The organism is Neorhizobium galegae, assembly GCF_017877135.1.
Taxonomy (GTDB): Bacteria; Pseudomonadota; Alphaproteobacteria; order Rhizobiales; family Rhizobiaceae; genus Neorhizobium; species Neorhizobium galegae_A.
Map to the genome: position 1 here is coordinate 1,446,705 of NZ_JAGIPH010000001.1, position 18,284 is coordinate 1,464,988.

Annotated in this window: 18 protein-coding genes; 10 read left to right on the forward strand and 8 right to left on the reverse strand. The window is 62.4% G+C overall.

Going from position 1 to position 18,284, the window contains the following annotated elements; translation table 11 throughout:
- The first annotated feature begins 17 nt into the window (after positions 1 to 17).
- The 3 genes from J2858_RS07050 to J2858_RS07060 all read left to right on the forward strand — a co-directional run bounded on the left by J2858_RS07050 (position 18) and on the right by J2858_RS07060 (position 2,458).
- Positions 18 to 845 carry an alpha/beta hydrolase gene (locus J2858_RS07050; protein ID WP_210103980.1) on the forward strand — a complete coding sequence of 276 codons (828 nt, stop codon included), beginning with the start codon at positions 18 to 20 and terminating at the stop codon, positions 843 to 845.
- Between the two features lie 115 nt (positions 846 to 960).
- Entirely contained in the window at positions 961 to 1,671 is a 711-nt protein-coding gene (locus tag J2858_RS07055) for a YoaK family protein (RefSeq protein WP_210103981.1), read from the forward strand.
- Between the two features lie 4 nt (positions 1,672 to 1,675).
- The gene (locus J2858_RS07060) at positions 1,676 to 2,458 is read left to right on the forward strand and encodes a YdcF family protein (RefSeq protein ID WP_210103982.1); all 783 of its coding nucleotides are present in this window, start codon (positions 1,676 to 1,678) and stop codon (positions 2,456 to 2,458) included.
- Positions 2,459 to 2,461: 3 nt separating this feature from the next.
- Here the strand turns inward: J2858_RS07060 and J2858_RS07065 are convergent, their stop codons facing one another.
- Positions 2,462 to 2,953 (reverse strand): hypothetical protein, encoded by a 492-nt coding sequence (locus J2858_RS07065; RefSeq protein ID WP_432443264.1) that lies wholly within the window; start codon positions 2,951 to 2,953, stop codon positions 2,462 to 2,464.
- Between the two features lie 109 nt (positions 2,954 to 3,062).
- Here J2858_RS07065 and J2858_RS07070 point away from each other — a divergent pair, with 109 nt between their 5' ends.
- The gene (locus tag J2858_RS07070; RefSeq protein ID WP_210103983.1) at positions 3,063 to 3,713 is read left to right on the forward strand and encodes a trimeric intracellular cation channel family protein; all 651 of its coding nucleotides are present in this window, start codon (positions 3,063 to 3,065) and stop codon (positions 3,711 to 3,713) included.
- A 24-nt stretch (positions 3,714 to 3,737) separates the two neighbouring features.
- Here the strand turns inward: J2858_RS07070 and irrA are convergent, their stop codons facing one another.
- Positions 3,738 to 4,154 (reverse strand): iron response transcriptional regulator IrrA, encoded by a 417-nt coding sequence (gene irrA / locus J2858_RS07075; protein WP_210103984.1) that lies wholly within the window; start codon positions 4,152 to 4,154, stop codon positions 3,738 to 3,740.
- A gap of 290 nt (positions 4,155 to 4,444) precedes the next feature.
- Between irrA and fabA the strand changes: the two genes are divergently transcribed.
- The 3 genes from fabA to fabI are packed head-to-tail and all read left to right on the forward strand — an operon-like array spanning position 4,445 to position 7,037.
- Complete coding sequence (gene fabA, locus J2858_RS07080) at positions 4,445 to 4,960, forward strand: 3-hydroxyacyl-[acyl-carrier-protein] dehydratase FabA (protein ID WP_210103985.1); 516 nt, start codon at positions 4,445 to 4,447, stop codon at positions 4,958 to 4,960.
- A gap of 42 nt (positions 4,961 to 5,002) precedes the next feature.
- On the forward strand, positions 5,003 to 6,226 hold the full coding sequence (fabB, locus tag J2858_RS07085; RefSeq protein ID WP_210103986.1) for a beta-ketoacyl-ACP synthase I: 1,224 nt from the start codon (positions 5,003 to 5,005) through the stop codon (positions 6,224 to 6,226).
- 4 nt (positions 6,227 to 6,230) lie between these two features.
- Entirely contained in the window at positions 6,231 to 7,037 is an 807-nt protein-coding gene (fabI, locus tag J2858_RS07090) for an enoyl-ACP reductase FabI (RefSeq protein WP_210103987.1), read from the forward strand.
- A gap of 87 nt (positions 7,038 to 7,124) precedes the next feature.
- Here the strand turns inward: fabI and J2858_RS07095 are convergent, their stop codons facing one another.
- The 5 genes from J2858_RS07095 to rbfA all read right to left on the reverse strand — a co-directional run bounded on the left by J2858_RS07095 (position 7,125) and on the right by rbfA (position 12,628).
- Entirely contained in the window at positions 7,125 to 8,141 is a 1,017-nt protein-coding gene (locus J2858_RS07095) for a class I SAM-dependent methyltransferase (protein ID WP_210103988.1), read from the reverse strand.
- Between the two features lie 184 nt (positions 8,142 to 8,325).
- Complete coding sequence (gene pnp, locus J2858_RS07100; protein WP_210103989.1) at positions 8,326 to 10,467, reverse strand: polyribonucleotide nucleotidyltransferase; 2,142 nt, start codon at positions 10,465 to 10,467, stop codon at positions 8,326 to 8,328.
- Positions 10,468 to 10,846: 379 nt separating this feature from the next.
- Entirely contained in the window at positions 10,847 to 11,116 is a 270-nt protein-coding gene (gene rpsO, locus J2858_RS07105; RefSeq protein WP_210103990.1) for a 30S ribosomal protein S15, read from the reverse strand.
- A gap of 162 nt (positions 11,117 to 11,278) precedes the next feature.
- A complete protein-coding gene (gene truB, locus J2858_RS07110; RefSeq protein WP_210103991.1) occupies positions 11,279 to 12,208 on the reverse strand; it encodes a tRNA pseudouridine(55) synthase TruB in 930 nt (309 codons plus the stop codon).
- Between the two features lie 6 nt (positions 12,209 to 12,214).
- Complete coding sequence (rbfA, locus tag J2858_RS07115) at positions 12,215 to 12,628, reverse strand: 30S ribosome-binding factor RbfA (RefSeq protein ID WP_210103992.1); 414 nt, start codon at positions 12,626 to 12,628, stop codon at positions 12,215 to 12,217.
- A 421-nt stretch (positions 12,629 to 13,049) separates the two neighbouring features.
- Between rbfA and J2858_RS07120 the strand changes: the two genes are divergently transcribed.
- From J2858_RS07120 to J2858_RS07130, 3 genes are all read left to right on the forward strand, one after another.
- On the forward strand, positions 13,050 to 14,135 hold the full coding sequence (locus J2858_RS07120) for a DUF475 domain-containing protein (RefSeq protein ID WP_210103993.1): 1,086 nt from the start codon (positions 13,050 to 13,052) through the stop codon (positions 14,133 to 14,135).
- 70 nt (positions 14,136 to 14,205) lie between these two features.
- A complete protein-coding gene (locus J2858_RS07125) occupies positions 14,206 to 15,300 on the forward strand; it encodes an Ldh family oxidoreductase (RefSeq protein ID WP_210103994.1) in 1,095 nt (364 codons plus the stop codon).
- Between the two features lie 115 nt (positions 15,301 to 15,415).
- On the forward strand, positions 15,416 to 16,174 hold the full coding sequence (locus J2858_RS07130; RefSeq protein WP_210103995.1) for a siderophore-interacting protein: 759 nt from the start codon (positions 15,416 to 15,418) through the stop codon (positions 16,172 to 16,174).
- Positions 16,175 to 16,251: 77 nt separating this feature from the next.
- On the opposite strand, the gene J2858_RS07135 is transcribed toward J2858_RS07130, so the two are convergent.
- On the reverse strand, positions 16,252 to 17,988 hold the full coding sequence (locus J2858_RS07135) for a chemotaxis protein (protein WP_210103996.1): 1,737 nt from the start codon (positions 17,986 to 17,988) through the stop codon (positions 16,252 to 16,254).
- Positions 17,989 to 18,284: the final 296 nt, after the last annotated feature.

Here is an 18,284-nt window from a genome sequence, read left to right on the forward strand (position 1 = left end):
CTGGCGAGGCCACATTCATGCTCTTTCACCGCATCAACGACTGGGACGACGCCTATACCAACGGCGCCAATATTCCGCGTGGCGAGGAGTGGCCGAGCCGTTGGGTGGCGCCGGCTCTTGCCTATCGCGAAGACCTGGCCGCAGAGGGCCGCGCCAAGCTCGACCTCTCCTATGGCGATGCCCCCCGCAATCGCTACGACCTGTTTTTGCCGGAAAGCACGCCCAAAGGCCTCGTCGTCTTTGTCCATGGCGGATACTGGCAGGCGCTCGACAAATCCTTCTGGTCGCATCTGGCAAAAGGCAGCGTCGACAGCGGATTTGCTGTCGCCATGCCCTCCTATACGCTGTGCCCTGAGGCCCGGGTCGGTGATATCGTTCGGGAAATCGGTGCGGCGATTATCGATGCGGCAACCGAGATCGATGGGCCGATCCACCTCACCGGCCATTCCGCCGGCGGCCATCTGGTGACGCGGATGATGGCAAAGACCTCGCCACTGCCCGAGGATATCCGGGCGCGGGTGAACAATGTCGTGTCCATCTCCGGCGTGCATGATCTGCGACCCCTCGTCAACACCGGCCTCAATACCAAGCTGCAGCTAACGCCGCAGGAGGCCGCGGCCGAAAGCCCGGTTCTGATGGAGCCCGGACACGGCGGGCGACTGTTCTGCTGGGTGGGCGGCAATGAGCGCGCCGAGTTCCTGCGCCAGAATGCCCTGATGGCCAGCATCTGGCTGGGGCTCGGGGCAGAGACCGGTGCCTATGTCGAACCCGATCGCCACCATTTCACGGTAATCGACGGACTTGCCGACAGGAACCATCCGCTGACGCTCACGCTCTTGTCATGATGCGACGCAATATGTGAGCCGGTGATTATCGCCGGGACATTTCCTTCGGGCAGCCGGACCGGCTAGGCTCTTGCAAAACATCATCGGCCCGATGATTCGGGCTGCCGAGGGCGATATGACACGGGCAAGACGGCGCAGGATCATTCGTGTGCAGCGAACGGGCACGGGGCTTGCGCTGGTGGCGGCGATTTCCTTCATCGCCGGCATGACCGATGCGATCGGGCTGCGTCTCTCCGGCGATTTCGTCTCCTTCATGACCGGCAATACCACGCGGGCGGCGATTTCCCTGGCCGATGGCGATCTGCACCACGGGCTGGTGCTGCTCGGTGCCGTCCTCGTCTTCGTGCTGGGCAATGCCGCTGGCATCGTCGTTGCCCATCTCGTGCAGCGGCGCATGTTCGGTGTTCTGGCCGGTGTCGCCATGCTGCTTTCGCTTGCCTCCATGCTGCAGGATCCGGATCTGCATCTCCTGCGCTTTTACATGGTCGTGCTCTCCATGGGCATGGTCAATGCCACCATCGAGCACATCGAAGGCCTGCCGATCGGGCTCACCTACGTCACGGGTGCCCTGTCACGCTTCGGGCGCGGCATCGGGCGCTTTATCATGGGCGAGCGCAAGATGGACTGGACCATCCAGGCGGTTCCGTGGCTCGGCATGATCTCCGGCGCGCTCTGCGGTTCTGTTCTCGGACTGGCGCTTCCGGGAGATGCCCTGTTCATTGCCGCAGTGCTGACACTGTTCGTCGCTCTATCCACGCTTCTGATGCGCCGCACATTGCATCACCGCTATAACCAGCGCATCGCCCGCGCGTCCGGCACCAAGTGAGTGAATGTTTTATCTGTCAAAAATCGTCTGGCTGCTGGTTCAGCCTCTGTCGCTGTCGTTTTTCCTGTCTTGTCTTGCAGCCGTAGCCGCCTTCTGCGGCTTTCGGCGCAGCGGCGGGCTGATGGCCGCGGCGGCAGCCCTCCTCCTCTTCGTCACGCTCTACACCACGACCGGAAACCTTCTGCTGCAGTCGCTCGAGAACCGGGTGGCGCGGCCGCCCAATGATCCGGCCGATATCTCCTGCATGATCGTGCTCGGCGGTGCGATCGAGAACGAGGTTATGAGCGGCCGTGGCGGCATCGAGCTGAACGCGGCCGCCGATCGCTATACCCAGGCCCTGCGACTGGCGCTTGCCCATCCGGCGGCCAGGATCCTCATCTCGGGCGGCGACGGGTCCTTCAGCGGCGCCTACGAGGGCGAGGCCGGTGCCGCCGCGCGGTTCTTTGCCGCCTACGGCGTGAAACCCGAGCGGCTGATTGCCGAAAACACGTCCCGCAACACCTTCGAGAACACGCTGAACACGCGCGACATCCTTGCGCGCGACGGCTTGGCAAACTGCCTGCTGATCACCTCGGCCTTCCATATGCCGCGGTCGATGGCGCTGTTTGACAAAGCGGGGCTCACGGTCACGCCCTATCCGGTCGATTACCGCACGAGCGGCACGGTGACAGTCGGTTTCGATTTTACCCAGCCGTCTCTTAACGCACAGAACATGTCGACGGCGGTCCGCGAATGGCTGGGTCTCTTCGGCTATTACGCGGCAGGCCGCATCGACTGGCCGTTCTGAGCGCTATTTGCGCGAGATCGTCACCATCTTGGCGCCGCGCACGCGCACGGTCATCTCACAGGGGGTGGCATCCGTGCGGTCGCAGAATTTCGGATGCATCCGGAAGACGAAGACCATGTTGCCGAACCGCTTGACGAAGTCATAGCCATAAATCTTGGCCGTCGACATCATGAAATAACCGCCCTCCTTCACCTGCAGATAGAAATTATACGGGCAGCCATCGGCATCGCAGCCCACGCCCTTTTCGCCATTGCAGGTGACGGCGCCATGATTGACGATAGCATCGATGATGCCGTCATTGTTGATGTCCGTGCGGGTGATGAAATCGTCAGCGAAAGTGGGGCTGGCGCAGATCTTGCGGAAATGGTCCTTCTCGTAGATTTCCGGATCGCTGAGCAGCGCCTGCTGGGCACCTGCCATGGCGGGCAGGAGCGAGAGCAGGGCCGCCTGCAGAAGAATGATCAGAAGTTTTGCCACGCCCTTGGTCTTCCCCATGGATTGCCTGTAGACAAGGCCCGCTGCCAATGGCGGCAGGCCGGATGCGCGGATATGATGCACCCTGCCGCTTGCGCGACGCTGGCGTGCCGTGGGAGGTCGAGGTCACATGTCTGTGCTGATGATGCTGGATTATGCAGGCGTCGCGCTGTTTGCCGCAACGGGTGCGCTTGCCGCCTCGCGCAAGCAACTGGACCTGATCGGCTTCCTGTTCTTTGCAGCGGCAACGGGCATCGGCGGGGGAACACTGCGCGATCTGGTGCTTGGCCGCACACCGGTCTTCTGGGTGATGGACCCGACCTATCTGGTGATCTGCGCGGCCGTCGGCATCTTCGTCTTCCTCACCGCCCACCGGGTGGAATGGCGCTACAAGCTGCTGATCTGGCTCGATGCGGTCGGGCTTTCCGCCTATAGCGTCATGGGGGCGGCGAAGGGCTTTGCGACCACCGGTTCGCTGACGATTGCCATCGTTACCGGCACCATGACGGCCACCTTCGGCGGCATCCTGCGCGACCTCATCGCCAACGAGCCGTCGATCCTGCTGCGGCCGGAAATCTATGTGACGGCAGCGCTGGCTGGCGCCACGGTCTTTACCGGCGCAAACCTTCTCGGCCTGCCGCTGCCGGTCAGTTCGGCCGCAGGCTTTGCCATTGCCTTTGGCCTGCGCGGCGGGGCGCTCTACTATGGCTGGACGCTGCCGCGCTACCGCGCACGACCGGGACGGCCGGCGGACGAGGCGCTGAAGAAACGGAAGAAATAGACGCTGGATTGAGAGGCGCCGGCCTCAGGCCTTCTTCTCGCGCAGCCGGATGATGACGTCCACATGGGCGATTTCCATGCCCTCGGGTGCCTCGGGCAGATTGCCGATTTCCAGATTGCTGACGGGAATGTCGAGAACCTCGTTGCGGCCTTCGACAAAGAAATGATGGTGATCGGACACGTTGGTGTCGAAATAGGTGCGCGCACCCTCAACGGCGAGAACGCGGATCAGGCCCGCCTCGGTGAACTGGTGCAGCGTGTTGTAGACGGTCGCCAGCGACACGGGCACGTCGGCGGTGATTGCCTCCTCGTGCAGTTCCTCGACGGTCAGGTGGCGATCACCCTTGGCAAACAGAAGGTCGGCCAAAGCCACGCGTTGCCGCGTCGGCCGCAGCCCGCAATCGCGCAATCTGGTTTCCACGTCGGTGATGGCGTCAGCCATGAGTGAGGCAAGCTCCTGTAAAGCCGGTATTCTCGACTTTTGCATATAACTTTTATGCGTGCCGCTTTCAATAGCGCCAGCGCCCTCGCCGTAAACCGCCCAGCAAGGAAAATGCGCAATTTTGCACGAAATGCCTCTGGTTTGCCGGGTTCCGTTCCTATATGCCGACCTGAATCAATCTGGATCGGTTCCCTGGCAACACCGGGGAGCGGATTCATGCGCTTCAATTTACGCCGCTCTTGCTTTAAACAGGCGCAACGACCGGCGAAGAGGGGGAACGGACAGGCCTCATGGACAGCAGACAATCGAGCTTCTCGTATGAAGAAATACTGACCTGCGCACATGGAGACATGTTCGGGCCAGGCAATGCGCAGCTGCCCCTGCCGCCCATGCTGATGTTCCACCGCATCACCGAGATTTCCGAAACGGGCGGCCCGAACGACAAGGGCTTCATCCGCGCCGAATTCGACATCACGCCGGATCTGTGGTTCTTCCCCTGCCATTTCGAAGGCGATCCGGTGATGCCCGGTTGCCTCGGCCTCGATGCCATGTGGCAGCTCACCGGCTTTTATCTCGGCTGGCTCGGCGAGCCCGGCAAGGGCCGCGCCATTTCCACCGGCGAGGTCAAGTTCACCGGCATGGTGACGCCGAAGACCAAGCTTGTCGAATACGGCATCGACTTCAAGCGCGTCATGCGTGGCCGCCTCGTGCTCGGCATCGCCGACGGCTGGATGAAGGCCGATGGCGAAGTCATCTACCGCGCCAGCGATCTGCGCGTCGGTCTCTTCCAGGAAAAGGCCGCCTGACGGCCGGCCGCCTGCTCAAAACGAACTGAAAAGGTCAATCTCATGCGACGGGTAGTTGTCACAGGCTTGGGTGTCGTTTCCTCCATCGGCAATGATGCCGCCGAGGTCACCGCGTCTCTGCGCGATGCGAAATCCGGCATCTCCTTCTCCAGCGATTTTGCCGAGCATGGCTTCAAGTGCCAGGTCTGGGGCAAGCCGCAGCTCGATCCGACCGATCTAGTCGATCGCCGCGCCATGCGGTTCCTGAGCCAAGGCGGCGCCTGGAACCATGTGGCCATGAGGCAGGCGATTGCCGATTCGGGCCTCGAAGAGAGCGACTACGCCCAGAACGAGCGCGTCGGCATCATCATGGGCTCCGGTGGCCCCTCCACCCGCACGCTGATCGAAGCAGCCGACATCACGATCAAGAACAACAGCCCCAAGCGCATCGGCCCGTTTGCCGTGCCGAAGGCGATGTCCTCGACAGCGTCTGCCACACTTGCCACCTGGTTCAAGATCCACGGCGTCAACTATTCCATCTCGTCTGCCTGCTCGACCTCTGCGCATTGCATCGGCAATGCGGTGGAGATGATCCAGTGGGGCAAGCAGGACATGATGTTTGCCGGCGGCCACGAGGATCTCGACTGGACCATGTCGAACCTGTTCGACGCCATGGGCGCCATGTCTTCGAAATACAATGACACGCCCTCCACCGCCTCGCGCGCCTATGACGTCAGCCGCGACGGTTTTGTCATCGCCGGTGGCGCTGGCGTCCTCGTTCTGGAAGAACTGGAGCATGCCAAGGCCCGCGGCGCCAAGATCTATGCCGAAGTGGTCGGCTACGGCGCCACCTCCGACGGTTACGACATGGTGGCCCCGTCCGGCGAGGGCGCGATCCGCTGCATGCGCCAGGCGCTTGCCACCGTCGACGGCAAGGTCGATTACATCAACACGCACGGCACCTCGACGCCGGTGGGCGACGCCAAGGAAATGGGCGCCATCCGCGAAGTGTTTGGCGAAAACCTGCCGCATATCCAGTCGACCAAGTCGCTGACCGGCCATTCGCTGGGTGCTGCCGGCGTGCAGGAATCGATCTATTCGCTCTTGATGATGCAGGCCGGCTTTATCGGCGAAAGTGCCCATATCACCGAACTCGATCCTGAATTTGAAGGCATGCCGGTGGTGCGCTCGCGCATCGACAATGCCAAGATCGATATTGCCCTTTCCAATTCCTTCGGGTTCGGCGGCACCAACGCCACGCTCGTCTTCCAGCGCTATAACGGATAAGACCATGAGCGGTATCATGCAGGGTAAGCGCGGCCTCATCATGGGGGTCGCGAACAATCACTCCATCGCCTGGGGTATTTCTAAGGCGCTCGCCGCCCAGGGGGCCGAACTTGCCTTCACCTACCAGGGCGATGCACTGGGGCGGCGCGTGAAGCCGCTTGCCGCCGAAGTCGGTTCCGATTTCGTGCTTCCCTGCGACGTGGAGGACCTTGCCTCCGTGGATGCCACGTTCGCGGCCATCAAGGAGCGCTGGGGCAAGCTCGACTTTGTCGTGCACGCCATCGGCTTTTCCGACAAGAACGAGCTGAAGGGCCTCTACGCCGATACCACGCGGGACAATTTCAGCCGCACCATGGTGATCTCCTGCTTCTCCTTCACCGAGATCGCCAAGCGCGCCGCAGACCTGATGGTCGATGACGGTGCGATGCTGACGCTGACCTATGGCGGCTCCATGCGGGTGATCCCGAACTACAACGTGATGGGCGTCGCCAAGGCCGCCCTGGAATCGTCCGTGCGCTATCTGGCGGCCGATTACGGTCCGAAGGGCATCCGCGTCAATGCCATCTCGGCGGGCCCCGTGCGCACGCTGGCGGGTGCGGGCATTTCGGACGCGCGCGCCATCTACTCGTGGAACCAGAAGAATGCGCCGCTGCGCCGCACCGCGACCATCGAGGATATCGGTGGCTCGGCGCTTTACCTTCTGTCGGACCTGTCGCGCGGCGTGACCGGCGAGATCCACTATGTGGATGCCGGCTACAACATTACCTCGCTTCCCTCGCTCGATCGGCTGCGCAACGCCGATTCGGAGTGAGCGCTTCGCGCCTCCTGTCATGAAAAAGGCCTCCGGATCGTCGATCGGGAGGCCTTTTCTCTTGGTCTTCATGGAAGCTGCGAAGCGTCACTTCTTCGCCTGCAGCACCTTGAAGCGGGCATTGCGGCACACTTCGCCGCTTTCCTTGAACTCCGCCGCCAGGACCGGCTCGTAAGGCAGGCCGCGATTGGCGACCATCAGCAGGCGACCGCCGATGCGAAGCGCAGAGGACGCCGCCTTGATGAAGCTCTGGCCGATTTCCGGATTGGCCGCATGGCCTTCATGGAAGGGCGGGTTCATGATGACGAGATCGTATTTTTCCTTGATCGGCTCGGCCGTCAGATCCTGCCAGAAGAAGCGCGTCGAAAGCTGCGGGCAATTGCGGGCAAGGTTCTTGCGGGCGCATTCAAGCGCGCGGTGATCGGCCTCGAACAGGTCGATGCGGTTCACCCGCGGCGAAGCATCCGCCAGCATCACCGAGAGATAGCCCCAACCGGCGCCGAGATCGGCGGCATTGCCATCGAAATCGCGCGGCAGGCGGCTTGCCAGGAGCTCCGAGCCGGCATCGGCATGCTCATGCGAAAACGTGCCCGGCAGTGCTTCGAAGCGGGCATCGATGATCGAAACCGGACGGCGAAGGGACGCAAGGGCTGCATCGACATCGTCCGGGCGCTGGAACCAGACGACGACACCGTGATATTTCGGCATGGATTCGATGGCAAAGCCCAGGTTGAGCAGTTGCTTGCGCAGCGGCTGGATGCCGTCTTCCTTTGAGCCGGCAACGGTGATGATGCCGCCCGGCTTCACGCGAGACAGCGCCTCGGCCATGTTGTTGTCGTTCTCGCCGCGGTGCTTGCCACAAAGCACCAGCGCGCCGTCATAGTCCTCGCCTTCCGGCTCCGGCACGATATGGGCGCCAGCGACCGACAGCGGGCAATAGAGCGGCCGCAGCGGCTGGACATTGGTAATCGTGGCGCCAAAGCCTTCCGGCAGGCGCGGGCCGCTCTCGGCGGCCAGAAACAGGATGCGGGAGCCTTCGCCGGGCATGGGCAGCGTGCCGATGGCGAAAGGATGGAACAGCGTTTTCACGGCGTCGCGGATCATGAAGAGTTTCCGATCTGTGGAGCGTGCGCCAGAGCCTGGCCGACAAACGCTCGATCTCTAAGGGTTGGGGCTGTGCTGCTGACCATACGAGTGCTGCAACGGCCCGAAGCGGACCAGGAGGCCCGAATAGGAAAAGGGCGCGGAAACTTTTCCGCGCCCCAGAAGTCATCCGGATGCGAGCGCCTTATTCGGCGGCTTCGCCTTCCTTCTTCTTGTCGGCGGCGATTTCCTGGCCGGTCGTCTGGTCGACAACCTTCATGGACAGGCGAACCTTGCCGCGCTCGTCAAAGCCCATCAGCTTGACCCAGACCTTCTGGCCTTCCTTGACCACGTCCTGGGTCTTGGCAACGCGATCTGCCGCCAGCTGCGAGATGTGCACGAGGCCGTCACGGGCGCCGAAGAAGTTGACGAAGGCGCCGAAATCGGCGGTCTTCACAACCGTGCCTTCGTAGATGGCACCGATTTCCGGCTCGGCCACGATCGAGTGGATCCACTTGCGGGCCGCTTCGATCTCCTTGCCGGAGGAAGAGGCGATCTTGATCGTGCCGTCGTCTTCGATGTTGATCTTGGCGCCGGTCTTTTCGACGATTTCGCGGATGACCTTGCCGCCCGAACCGATGACTTCGCGGATCTTGTCGACCGGGATGTTCATCACTTCGATGCGCGGTGCAAATTCGCCGAGCTGCGAGCGACCTTCGCTGATGGCGTTCGCCATTTCGCCGAGGATGTGCTTGCGGCCGCCCTGTGCCTGGGCGAGAGCCACCTTCATGATCTCTTCGGTGATACCGGCGATCTTGATGTCCATCTGCAGCGAGGTGATGCCGTCGGCGGTACCTGCAACCTTGAAGTCCATGTCGCCGAGGTGGTCTTCGTCACCGAGGATGTCGGAGAGAACCGCAAAACGCTCGCCTTCAAGGATGAGGCCCATGGCGATACCGGCCACCGGCTTTGCCAGCGGAACGCCGGCGTCCATCAGAGCGAGAGAGGTGCCGCAGACGGTTGCCATCGAGGACGAGCCGTTGGACTCGGTGATCTCGGAGACGACGCGCAGCGTGTAGGGGAACTGTTCCGGCGACGGCAGCATCGGACGAATGGCGCGCCAGGCAAGCTTGCCATGGCCGATTTCGCGGCGGCCCGGGGAGCCCATGCGGCCCGTTTCACCGACCGAGTAGGGCGGGAAGTTGTAATGCAGAAGGAAGCGTTCCTTGTACATGCCGGTGAGGCTGTCGACATACTGCTCGTCTTCGCCGGTGCCGAGCGTGGCGACAACGATCGCCTGCGTTTCGCCGCGGGTGAAGAGAGCAGAACCGTGGGTGCGCGGCAGGATGCCGACTTCCGACACGATGGCGCGAACCGTTTCGAGGTCGCGGCCGTCGATGCGGCTCTTGGTGTCGAGAATGTTCCAGCGAACGATCTTGGCCTGCAGGTGCTTGAAGACGGCGCCGATGACTTCGGCTGTGTACTTCGGCTCTACGCCTTCGGGGAAGAAGTGAGCCTTCACCTTGGCCTTGACGGCGTCGACGGCAGCGTAACGATCAGCCTTCTGGGTGATCTTGTAGGCGGCGCGCAGCTCGGTTTCGGCAATCGAGAGCATTTCGGCTTCGAGAGCGGAATGATCTTCCGGCTCGAATTCGCGCGGCTCCTTGGCGGCCACTTCAGCAAGCTTGATGATCGCGTCGATGACCGGCTGGAAGCCCTTGTGGCCGAACATGACGGCGCCGAGCATGACGTCTTCGTTCAGTTCCTTGGCTTCCGATTCCACCATCAGGACGGCGTCCTGCGTGCCGGCAACCACGAGATCGAGAACCGATTCGTCCATCTCGTCGAGATGCGGGTTCAGAACATATTCGCCGTTGATGTAGCCAACGCGCGCACCACCGACCGGGCCCATGAAAGGAACGCCGGAGAGCGTCAGCGCTGCCGAGGTGGCAACCATGGACAGGATGTCCGGGTTGTTTTCCAGGTCATGCTGAATGACCGTGACGACAACCTGCGTGTCGTTCTTGTAGCCTTCCGGGAAGAGCGGGCGGATCGGACGGTCGATCAGGCGCGAAACCAGCGTTTCGTTTTCCGACGGACGGCCTTCACGCTTGAAATAGCCACCCGGGATCTTGCCGGCGGCATAGGTCTTTTCCTGGTAGTTGACGGTGAGCGGGAAGAAGTCCTGGCCCGGCTTCGGCGACTTGGCCGAAACAACGGTGGCGAGAACAACGGTTTCGCCGTAGGTGGCGAGAACCGCGCCGTCGGCCTGACGGGCGATCTTGCCGGTTTCCAGCTTCAGCGGGCGTCCTGCCCACTCGATTTCGACAGTGTGTGTATTGAACATGCTATGTCCTTCGTAGCGCGGCGGCGCGGCATCGGCATCCAGGAGGATCCCCAGGCGTCGCGCGGCCTTTGCGCAATGCGACACGATCACGGGCAAGACAACGGGAGGCTTTCAGAGGCGTTGCGGCTGTTCCGCAGCGCTTGGCAATGCCTCGCCGGTTAAGGCCTCAAAGGCATCGCCCGCCGGCGCCCGCATTGGGAACGTCAGCGAAAGCATCCGGCAATCCTGCCCCATGACAGGTCATCGGTTACGTTCGGCGGCCCGGCCATCCGGCCCGCCAGTGCCGTCCGGTATCGAACGGTTCATGCCTTGCCGGGCACATCGGGCCCGGATCGGAAACCGGCGGACCGTCTGTTCGACGGCCCGCCGGAAATCTGTTTTAGCGGCGGATGCCGAGACGGGTGATCAGGTTGGTGTAACGAGCCTCGTCCTGCTTCTTGACGTAGTCGAGAAGCGAGCGGCGGGTCGAAACCATGGTCAGAAGGCCACGACGCGAGTGGTTGTCCTTCTTGTGACCCTTGAAGTGTTCCGTCAGGTTGGTGATACGCTCGGTCAGGATCGCGACCTGAACTTCCGGCGAACCGGTGTCGCCTTCCTTGGTTGCGTATTCCTTGATGAGGGCGGCCTTGCGCTCTGCAGTGATCGACATCGTAAATCCTTTCGATGTGAGGATGGAAGGGGTCGCCATAGGCCGGGATGTCGTCCAGCCTTGGCCATGAAGGCAAGAGAGCGAAAATGACGCATCTCAATGCTGGCGGTGCCTATAAACCATTCGGCCCGCCTTGGGAAGAGGCATGTAATTGAGGGCTTCTCAGCCGAAGACGCGCTTCGGCCGGAACTCCCCCTCACCGATCTCGCCGATGGCAATCAGCTTGCCGCCGGCAAGGGCCACCGCCTCCGGTTCGGCCACCGGCGCATCGCGCCCGCGCAGAATGATCGGGTTGCCCATGCGCAGGCGGTGGGCCTGATCGTCGGTGATGCGGATCTGCGGCAGCGCCGACAAGGCCTCGCTGGTATCGACGAGGAAAGCGTCGAGGGCGGCCAGCCGCTCGTCGCGATCCTCGATGGCTTCAAGCGCGATGAGATCGGCAAGCGGCACCATGGTCTCTTCGGCAAACGGGGCCACATAAGAGCGGCGAAGCTCGGAGATATGCGCATAGCAGCCGAGGTCGCGACCGAAATCGCGTGCCAGCGACCGCACATAGGTGCCCTTGCCGCATTCCACCTCGAAGAAGGCGCGGTCGGTTTCTGCCTTCAGCAGCGTCAGGCGAAAAATTTCCACCTCGCGGGCCGGAATGTCCACCACTTCGCCGTCGCGCGCCAGATCATAGGCGCGCTCGCCGGCAATCTTGATGGCGGAAAACTGCGGCGGGATCTGGCTGATCGTGCCGGTATAATTCGGCAGGATGGCGCGGATGTCCTCCTCGGAAGGCCGGTTGTCGGAAGACTGCGTGACCTCGCCCTCCAGGTCGTCGGTCGAACGCTCTTCGCCCCAGGTCACGGTGAATTCGTAGATCTTGCGGCCGTCCATGACGTAGGGCACGGTCTTGGTCGCATCGCCCAGCGCAATCGGCAGCATGCCGGACGCGAGCGGATCGAGCGTGCCGGCGTGACCGGCCTTCTGGGCGTTGAACAGCCACTTGATCTTGCCGACGGCTTCGGTCGAGCCGAAATCCACCGGCTTGTCGAGGATCAGCCAGCCGGAAATCGGCCGGCCCTTGGGTTTGCGCGGTTTGGACATGGGTCTCTATTCTTGTTCGTCGGTGCCGGCATCGTGGTCGAGGTCACGGCTGACTTCGGGCGAGCGCAAAAGGGCATCGATCTTCTTGTAGTTGTCGAAGCTGGTATCATCGCGGAAGCGCACTTCCGGCATGTATTTCATCTGGCGCAACTGGCCGCCGATGCGCCCGCGGATGAACTTGGCATGGCGGTTGAGGGCGTCGATGATCTTTTCATGATCGGCGACGCCGAGCGGCGTCACATAGGCCGTCGCCAGCTTCAGGTCCGTCGACATGCGCACTTCCGAAATAGAGATCACCGTCTTCTCGATGAGGTCGTCGCGCACTTCGCCACGCTGGAGAACCTGGGTGATGGCGGCGCGGACCTGCTCGCCAACGCGCAGCATCCGCTGCGACGGGGCGGAAGATGTAGGTTTGCTCATGGTTGTTTTTCTTTCCTTCGGGCCGTTTCATCACGCGCATCCTAGCAGAAACGCGGTGAAATGGCGCGGGCAGGCGTGCTCCATGCCTTGCGAATGCCAAAAGGTCAAGGCAAGGCGGCAAGTGCGAGCCCTGCCGGAGTGCTGACAAGCCCCTTAAGCGCGATGATTAGGCTCTTGACGTTTGGCGGGATTTGACCACTTCTAGGTCTGTCTCCCCACGCGCAGACTGCCTGGGGACGGAACACTGGTGCCGGGCCCCTCTGGCGAGAGTTTTACGGCGCTCTCGCGATGTCGGTACCGCCTGCAAGCAAGCCGGCGGATTGAACCCCATGAAATCTCTCAACATCCGAATTCCGGATGCCGCTCCTTGCGCGCATCCGCGTTTTGCTTTTGCGCACGCTCTCCATGCAGAGGTGCGCACATGAACAAGCCCCAAAGCTCCACCCTCGGTTACTTCCGCTGGGCCTTCATTGTCACCGTCATCGGCCTTATCCTCGGCGGCGTTCTCGGCTGGCAGTCGAGCGGCACGATCAGCGGCATGCTGACCGTGTTTTTCATCTGTGCGGTCCTCGCCGTGCTGGAAATCTCGCTGTCCTTCGACAATGCCATCGTCAACGCCAACAAGCTGAAGGACATGACGCCGGTCTGGCAGCAGCGGTTCCTCACCTGGGGCATCCTGATTGCCGTCTTCGGCATGCGCATCGTCTTCCCGCTGTTGATCGTCGTCATCGCCGCCGGCATCGGCCCGATCGATGCGATCATTCTGGCGGCAGCCAAGCCGGAAGAATATGCCCGCATCATGAACGATGCGCATCTGCCGATCGCAGCCTTCGGCGGCACCTTCCTGATGATGGTCGGCCTCACCTTCTTCTTCAACCATGAGAAGGACGTGCACTGGATCGAGGTGCTGGAAAGCCGCGTTGCGCGCTTTTCCTCCATCAAGGGCATCGAGATCGCTTTCGTGCTCCTGCTGATCATGCTGTTCTCGCAGCTTCTGCCGGAAGCAGACGCCTCGACCTTCGTGCATTCGGCAGTCTACGGGCTCCTCACCTTCCTTCTCGTGGAAGTTCTGGGCGGTGTGCTGGATGCCTCGCAGAAAACCATGAGCGAAGCGGCAAAGGGTGGTCTCGGCGCCTTCATCTATCTGGAAGTGCTCGATGCCAGCTTCTCCTTCGACGGCGTGATCGGCGCCTTTGCGCTGACGCAGAACCTCTTCATCATCGCCATCGGCCTTGGCATCGGCGCCATGTATGTGCGCTCGATGACCATCATGCTGGTGGAAAAGGGCACGCTTGCCGAATACCGCTATCTGGAGCACGGCGCCTTCTATGCCATCCTGATCCTCTCGGTCATCATGTATATCCAGACGCTGTTCCACATTCCGGAGGTCATCACCGGGCTTGGCGGGGCGGGGCTGATCGGCCTCTCGCTCTGGTCCTCCATCCGCTACAACCGCCGCGAGCGGGAACGCGACGGGGATGTGCAGTTGAGCAGCAGCCACGTTTGACGCACACTGCAGCAATGAGAGTAACGACAGGCCCTTCGGGGCCTGTCCTGTTTCAGGGAGGAGACACATCATGACCAAGCCCCAATCCGCCGCCGTGATCCTTGCGCAGCTCGAGGCGATGGCAGACTATAGCCGCGCCGTTCTCAGCGCCGCAGGCGCCGACGCGGCAACCGCCGAGGCGGCCACCCGCGCCATGCTGCATGCCTCGCGTCTTGGCGTCGACAGCCACGGCATCCGGCTTCTGGACCATTATGTCACCGTGATCGAACATGGCCGCGTCAACGGCTGCCCCGACATGCGCTTTTCCGGCGAAGGCGGGGCCGTTGCCGTCCTCGATGCCGACAATGCCCATGGCGCGCGCGCCACCTATCACGCCATGGACAAGGCAACCGCGCTTGCCGACCGCTTTGGCATCGGTGCCGTCTCCATCCGCAACAGTTCGCACTTCGGTGCAGCGGGAGCCTATGCGCTCGAGGCCGCCGAGCGCGGCTTCATCGGGCTTGCCGTCTGCAATTCCGACAGTTTCGTGCGCCTGCATGATGGCGCCATGCGCTTTCACGGCACCAATCCGATTGCCTTTGGCGTGCCGGTAGCAGGAACAGAACCGTGGCTTCTCGACATGGCGACCAGCGCCATTCCCTATAACCGGGTCAAGCTTTACGAGAGCCTTGGCGTCTCGCTCCCCGACGGCGTTGCCTCGGATGCGCAAGGCCATGATACGATCGAGCCGCGCAAAGCCGACATGCTGGCGCCGCTCGGCGGAGCCTTCGGCTTCAAGGGAGCAGCCCTTGCCGGTCTCGTCGAGATCCTGAGTGCCGTGCTCTCCGGCATGAAACTCAGCTTCGACATCCTGCCGATGGGCGGGCCGGATTTGTCGACGCCGCGGGGGCTCGGCGCCTTCGTGCTGGCGCTCAAACCCACCGCCTTTCTCGACGAAGCGACCTTCGACGCCGGCATGACGCATTACCTGAAGAGCCTTCGCCAGTCGCCTGTCCGCGCCGATGCGGGTGCCGAAACGCATGTGATGGCGCCCGGCGACCGTGAATGGCAGGTGGCCGAGGCGCGCGAGCGGGACGGGATACCGCTCGATCCGGCGACGCAGGAGGCATTTCGCCGCTTTGCCGTCGCCTATGGCATTGCGCTGCCGTTTGCCAATCAGGCGTGAGCGCCCCTCCCTCGCTCGGACACCAAAACATGACTTTAATTTGAAGGTATAAGGCGCTATCCCTGCGACACACACTGCGGCTGATGCCGCAACGCGCGTTGAAAGGATTTTCCGCATGGACCAGCCCGTGTCCCCCACCACCGAGCCGCCCCGCCAGCGTCCGAACCTGCCTGCCTGGACGCTGACCGTCATGGATGCCTTCGATCTGTCGCCCTACATGCGCCGCGTGCTTCTGGCGCCGGAACGGATCGAGGAATTCACCTACAGGCCGGGCCAGGACATCGTCTTCTTCCTGCCGCTGGGCAATGGTGAAACCGGCCGCCGTCATTACACCATTCGCGCGCTCGACCGGACGACCGGCACAATCGCGGTGGACTTCGTGATGCATGGCGATACCGTCGGCCCGCGCTTTGCCCGCTCGGCCAAGGCCGGCGACACGGTGGAGGTGAAGGGACCGCGCGGGCGCATCGTGTTCAACGACAAGGCCGACTGGCATCTGATGACCGGTGACGAAACCTGCATTCCGGGCATTCTGCACATTCTGGAAACCATGCCCGCAAACGCGCGCGCCTTCGCCTTCATCGAAGTTCCGGGCGAAAGCTGGCGGCAACCGGTGGTGACCTCGGGCCAGGCCGTGCTGGAATGGATTTATCGCGGGGATATTCCAGCGGGCCCAAGCACTGTCATGCTGGACCGCATCAAGGCCTTCGCGCTGCCGGACGGCCACGGCCAGGCGCTGATCATCGGCGAGACCAGCAATGTGCGCGCCCAGCGGCATCACCTGATCGAACGCGGGCTTTCCCGCCCGCAGATTGCGTCCGAAGGATACTGGCGGCCGGGCCGCAACGGCGGCCACGACCACGTGGACGACTGATCGCCGCACGGCATTTGGAGGATATCGGCCCGAGGCAGGATCAGGACATAGCGGGCCGGTTGGTCAAGCGGGACACGCTAGAAAAGCGCGTCCTCAAGGTCGTCGTCGCTGAGTGGCGTGACGGGCTCCTCCGGCGCAAGCTCGGTGCCCAGCACATGGGCATGCAGTTCCCGTTCGCTTGCCATCGTATAGATCTGCGCGATCTGAGGCCCGATGGCTGCAAGCGCCGCGTCAAGACCCGCCGCCGACAGATCCTGGCGCGGATCGACGGCGATATCGTCGGCGCAAGCGCTGAGGATGGCGCCGAGTTCGGCATGGAAGTCCAGACGCTTGAGCGACGCATTCATGGCATTGACGCCGGCGCGACCTTCCTCGGCCATGACCTTCAGATCCGCATCCATGCTGTCGCCGACGGCGCGGATGCGGGCAAGCGCCCGTTCCAGCCGGACATCGAGATTCTCTTCATCCGACAGTGCCTGCGGATCGTTGAGCAGCTGTTGTGCCGCGTTTTCGAGGACATGCAGCTCCGCGAGGATCTTTTCCGCCGCCTCGTCCAGATGACCGGCAAAGACGCGCAGTTCGGCGGTGACGACATTAATCGCCTTGCCCGCTTCGCCGATCTTGCCGCAGCGCAGGTTTGTGTTGAGCGCCATGTAGTGAATGTCGCCGCGCACCACCTGGACCAGGCTGATCCCGTCCAGGAGATCGCGGACCGTGCCGACAGTGGTGCGGCTGAGATTGGAGGCGGCCTGCGCCACCAGATCGATTTCCGCCACCGCCTCGCGGGCTTCCGAAACGCCCTGCTCCAGTTCACGCAATGCATGGGTCGACTGGCCATCCCCCTCGCCCATCATCGACTGCTGGATCTGGGTAATCTCCAGAAGATCCTCGCGAAAGCTTTCGATCGTCTCGACGATCTTCCTGGTGTCGCGGTCGAAATCACCGCGCGTCTGGTCCAGCTGCAACGACACCAGCTGGCGGATGATCGCAGACAGACGCTCGCGGTCCTCGCCCGTGAGCGACGCCGCCTGCGGCGTTGCGAGATAGTCCTCCAGGATCTCGAAGCTCGTCTGGCAGTGTTCGACACGCTGGCGGGTAATATCGCCGATCTGCATGGCAGACAAAGTGGAGGCAAGCTTGTTCTGGATACCGCGCGCGATGATGCGAACCTTGTCAGCCCGCTCCGCCAGATGCCGGCGCTGATCGCGGATCTGGTCGACGCCGGTGGAAAGGCTGGCCACGATTTTCGGCACCGTCTGGCCATAGCGCAAGAGAATGGCGTCACCCTTGACGATGACGGGCGCAAGGCCCTCGCCGAGATCGCGCAGTTTGTCGGAAAAATTGTTGACCTGCTGGGCACCCTCCTGGATGCGCTGAAGGATCTCTTCGGCAAAGCCGGCGAAATCGTCGATGCCGGCGCCGGTGATCTTGGCGGTCACGGCAAAAGTGCGCAGGTAGCGCAGCGTTTCCTGCATGCTGCTGACATGGGGGCGCAGAACGCGCTCGGTGGAGGAGATTTCCCGAAAGCGGACCTGGCGCTCTCCTTCGGCAGCCGTCAGCTGCGACAGCGCCGCGACCGTGGTGTTGAGCTCGCCCATGGTGGCTTTCGCCGTCCCCTCGTCCAGCGATCCGGTGAGATTATCGAGGGAGGCGATCATCTTGTTGAGGATGTCGAGAACGGACAAAAGCACGCCGCCGCCGTCCAGGAAGCGCTGCTCGATGCGCGAGCGCGCGTCCTCCATGCGATCAACGGTATGCCGGACGCTGTTGCCGCCAAGGATCGAGAGCTGTTTCGCCGCTGCTGACAATGCCATTACACCCTTAAATCATCACCGAAGAATTGCACGCACCGCAGTCCTTGGAACCTGCGTCAGGCAGCCGATGAGCCGCCTGTATTGCGACGCGTAACCTGTTGTGATGCCTCAACGTTAACAGGCAAAAAACCGAGGTTCACTTTCGGGGCGAGTGGTTAATTTTCCTGAGTGCCCGCACGCGGGAACCCATGATGATTCCTTCCACATCATAACTCATACTTGGGAATTAGGGGTTCGTTAATCGGCCGGGAGGAGCTTTCGGGAGCAATGCGTCGCGCTTTATACAAATTGGAGGA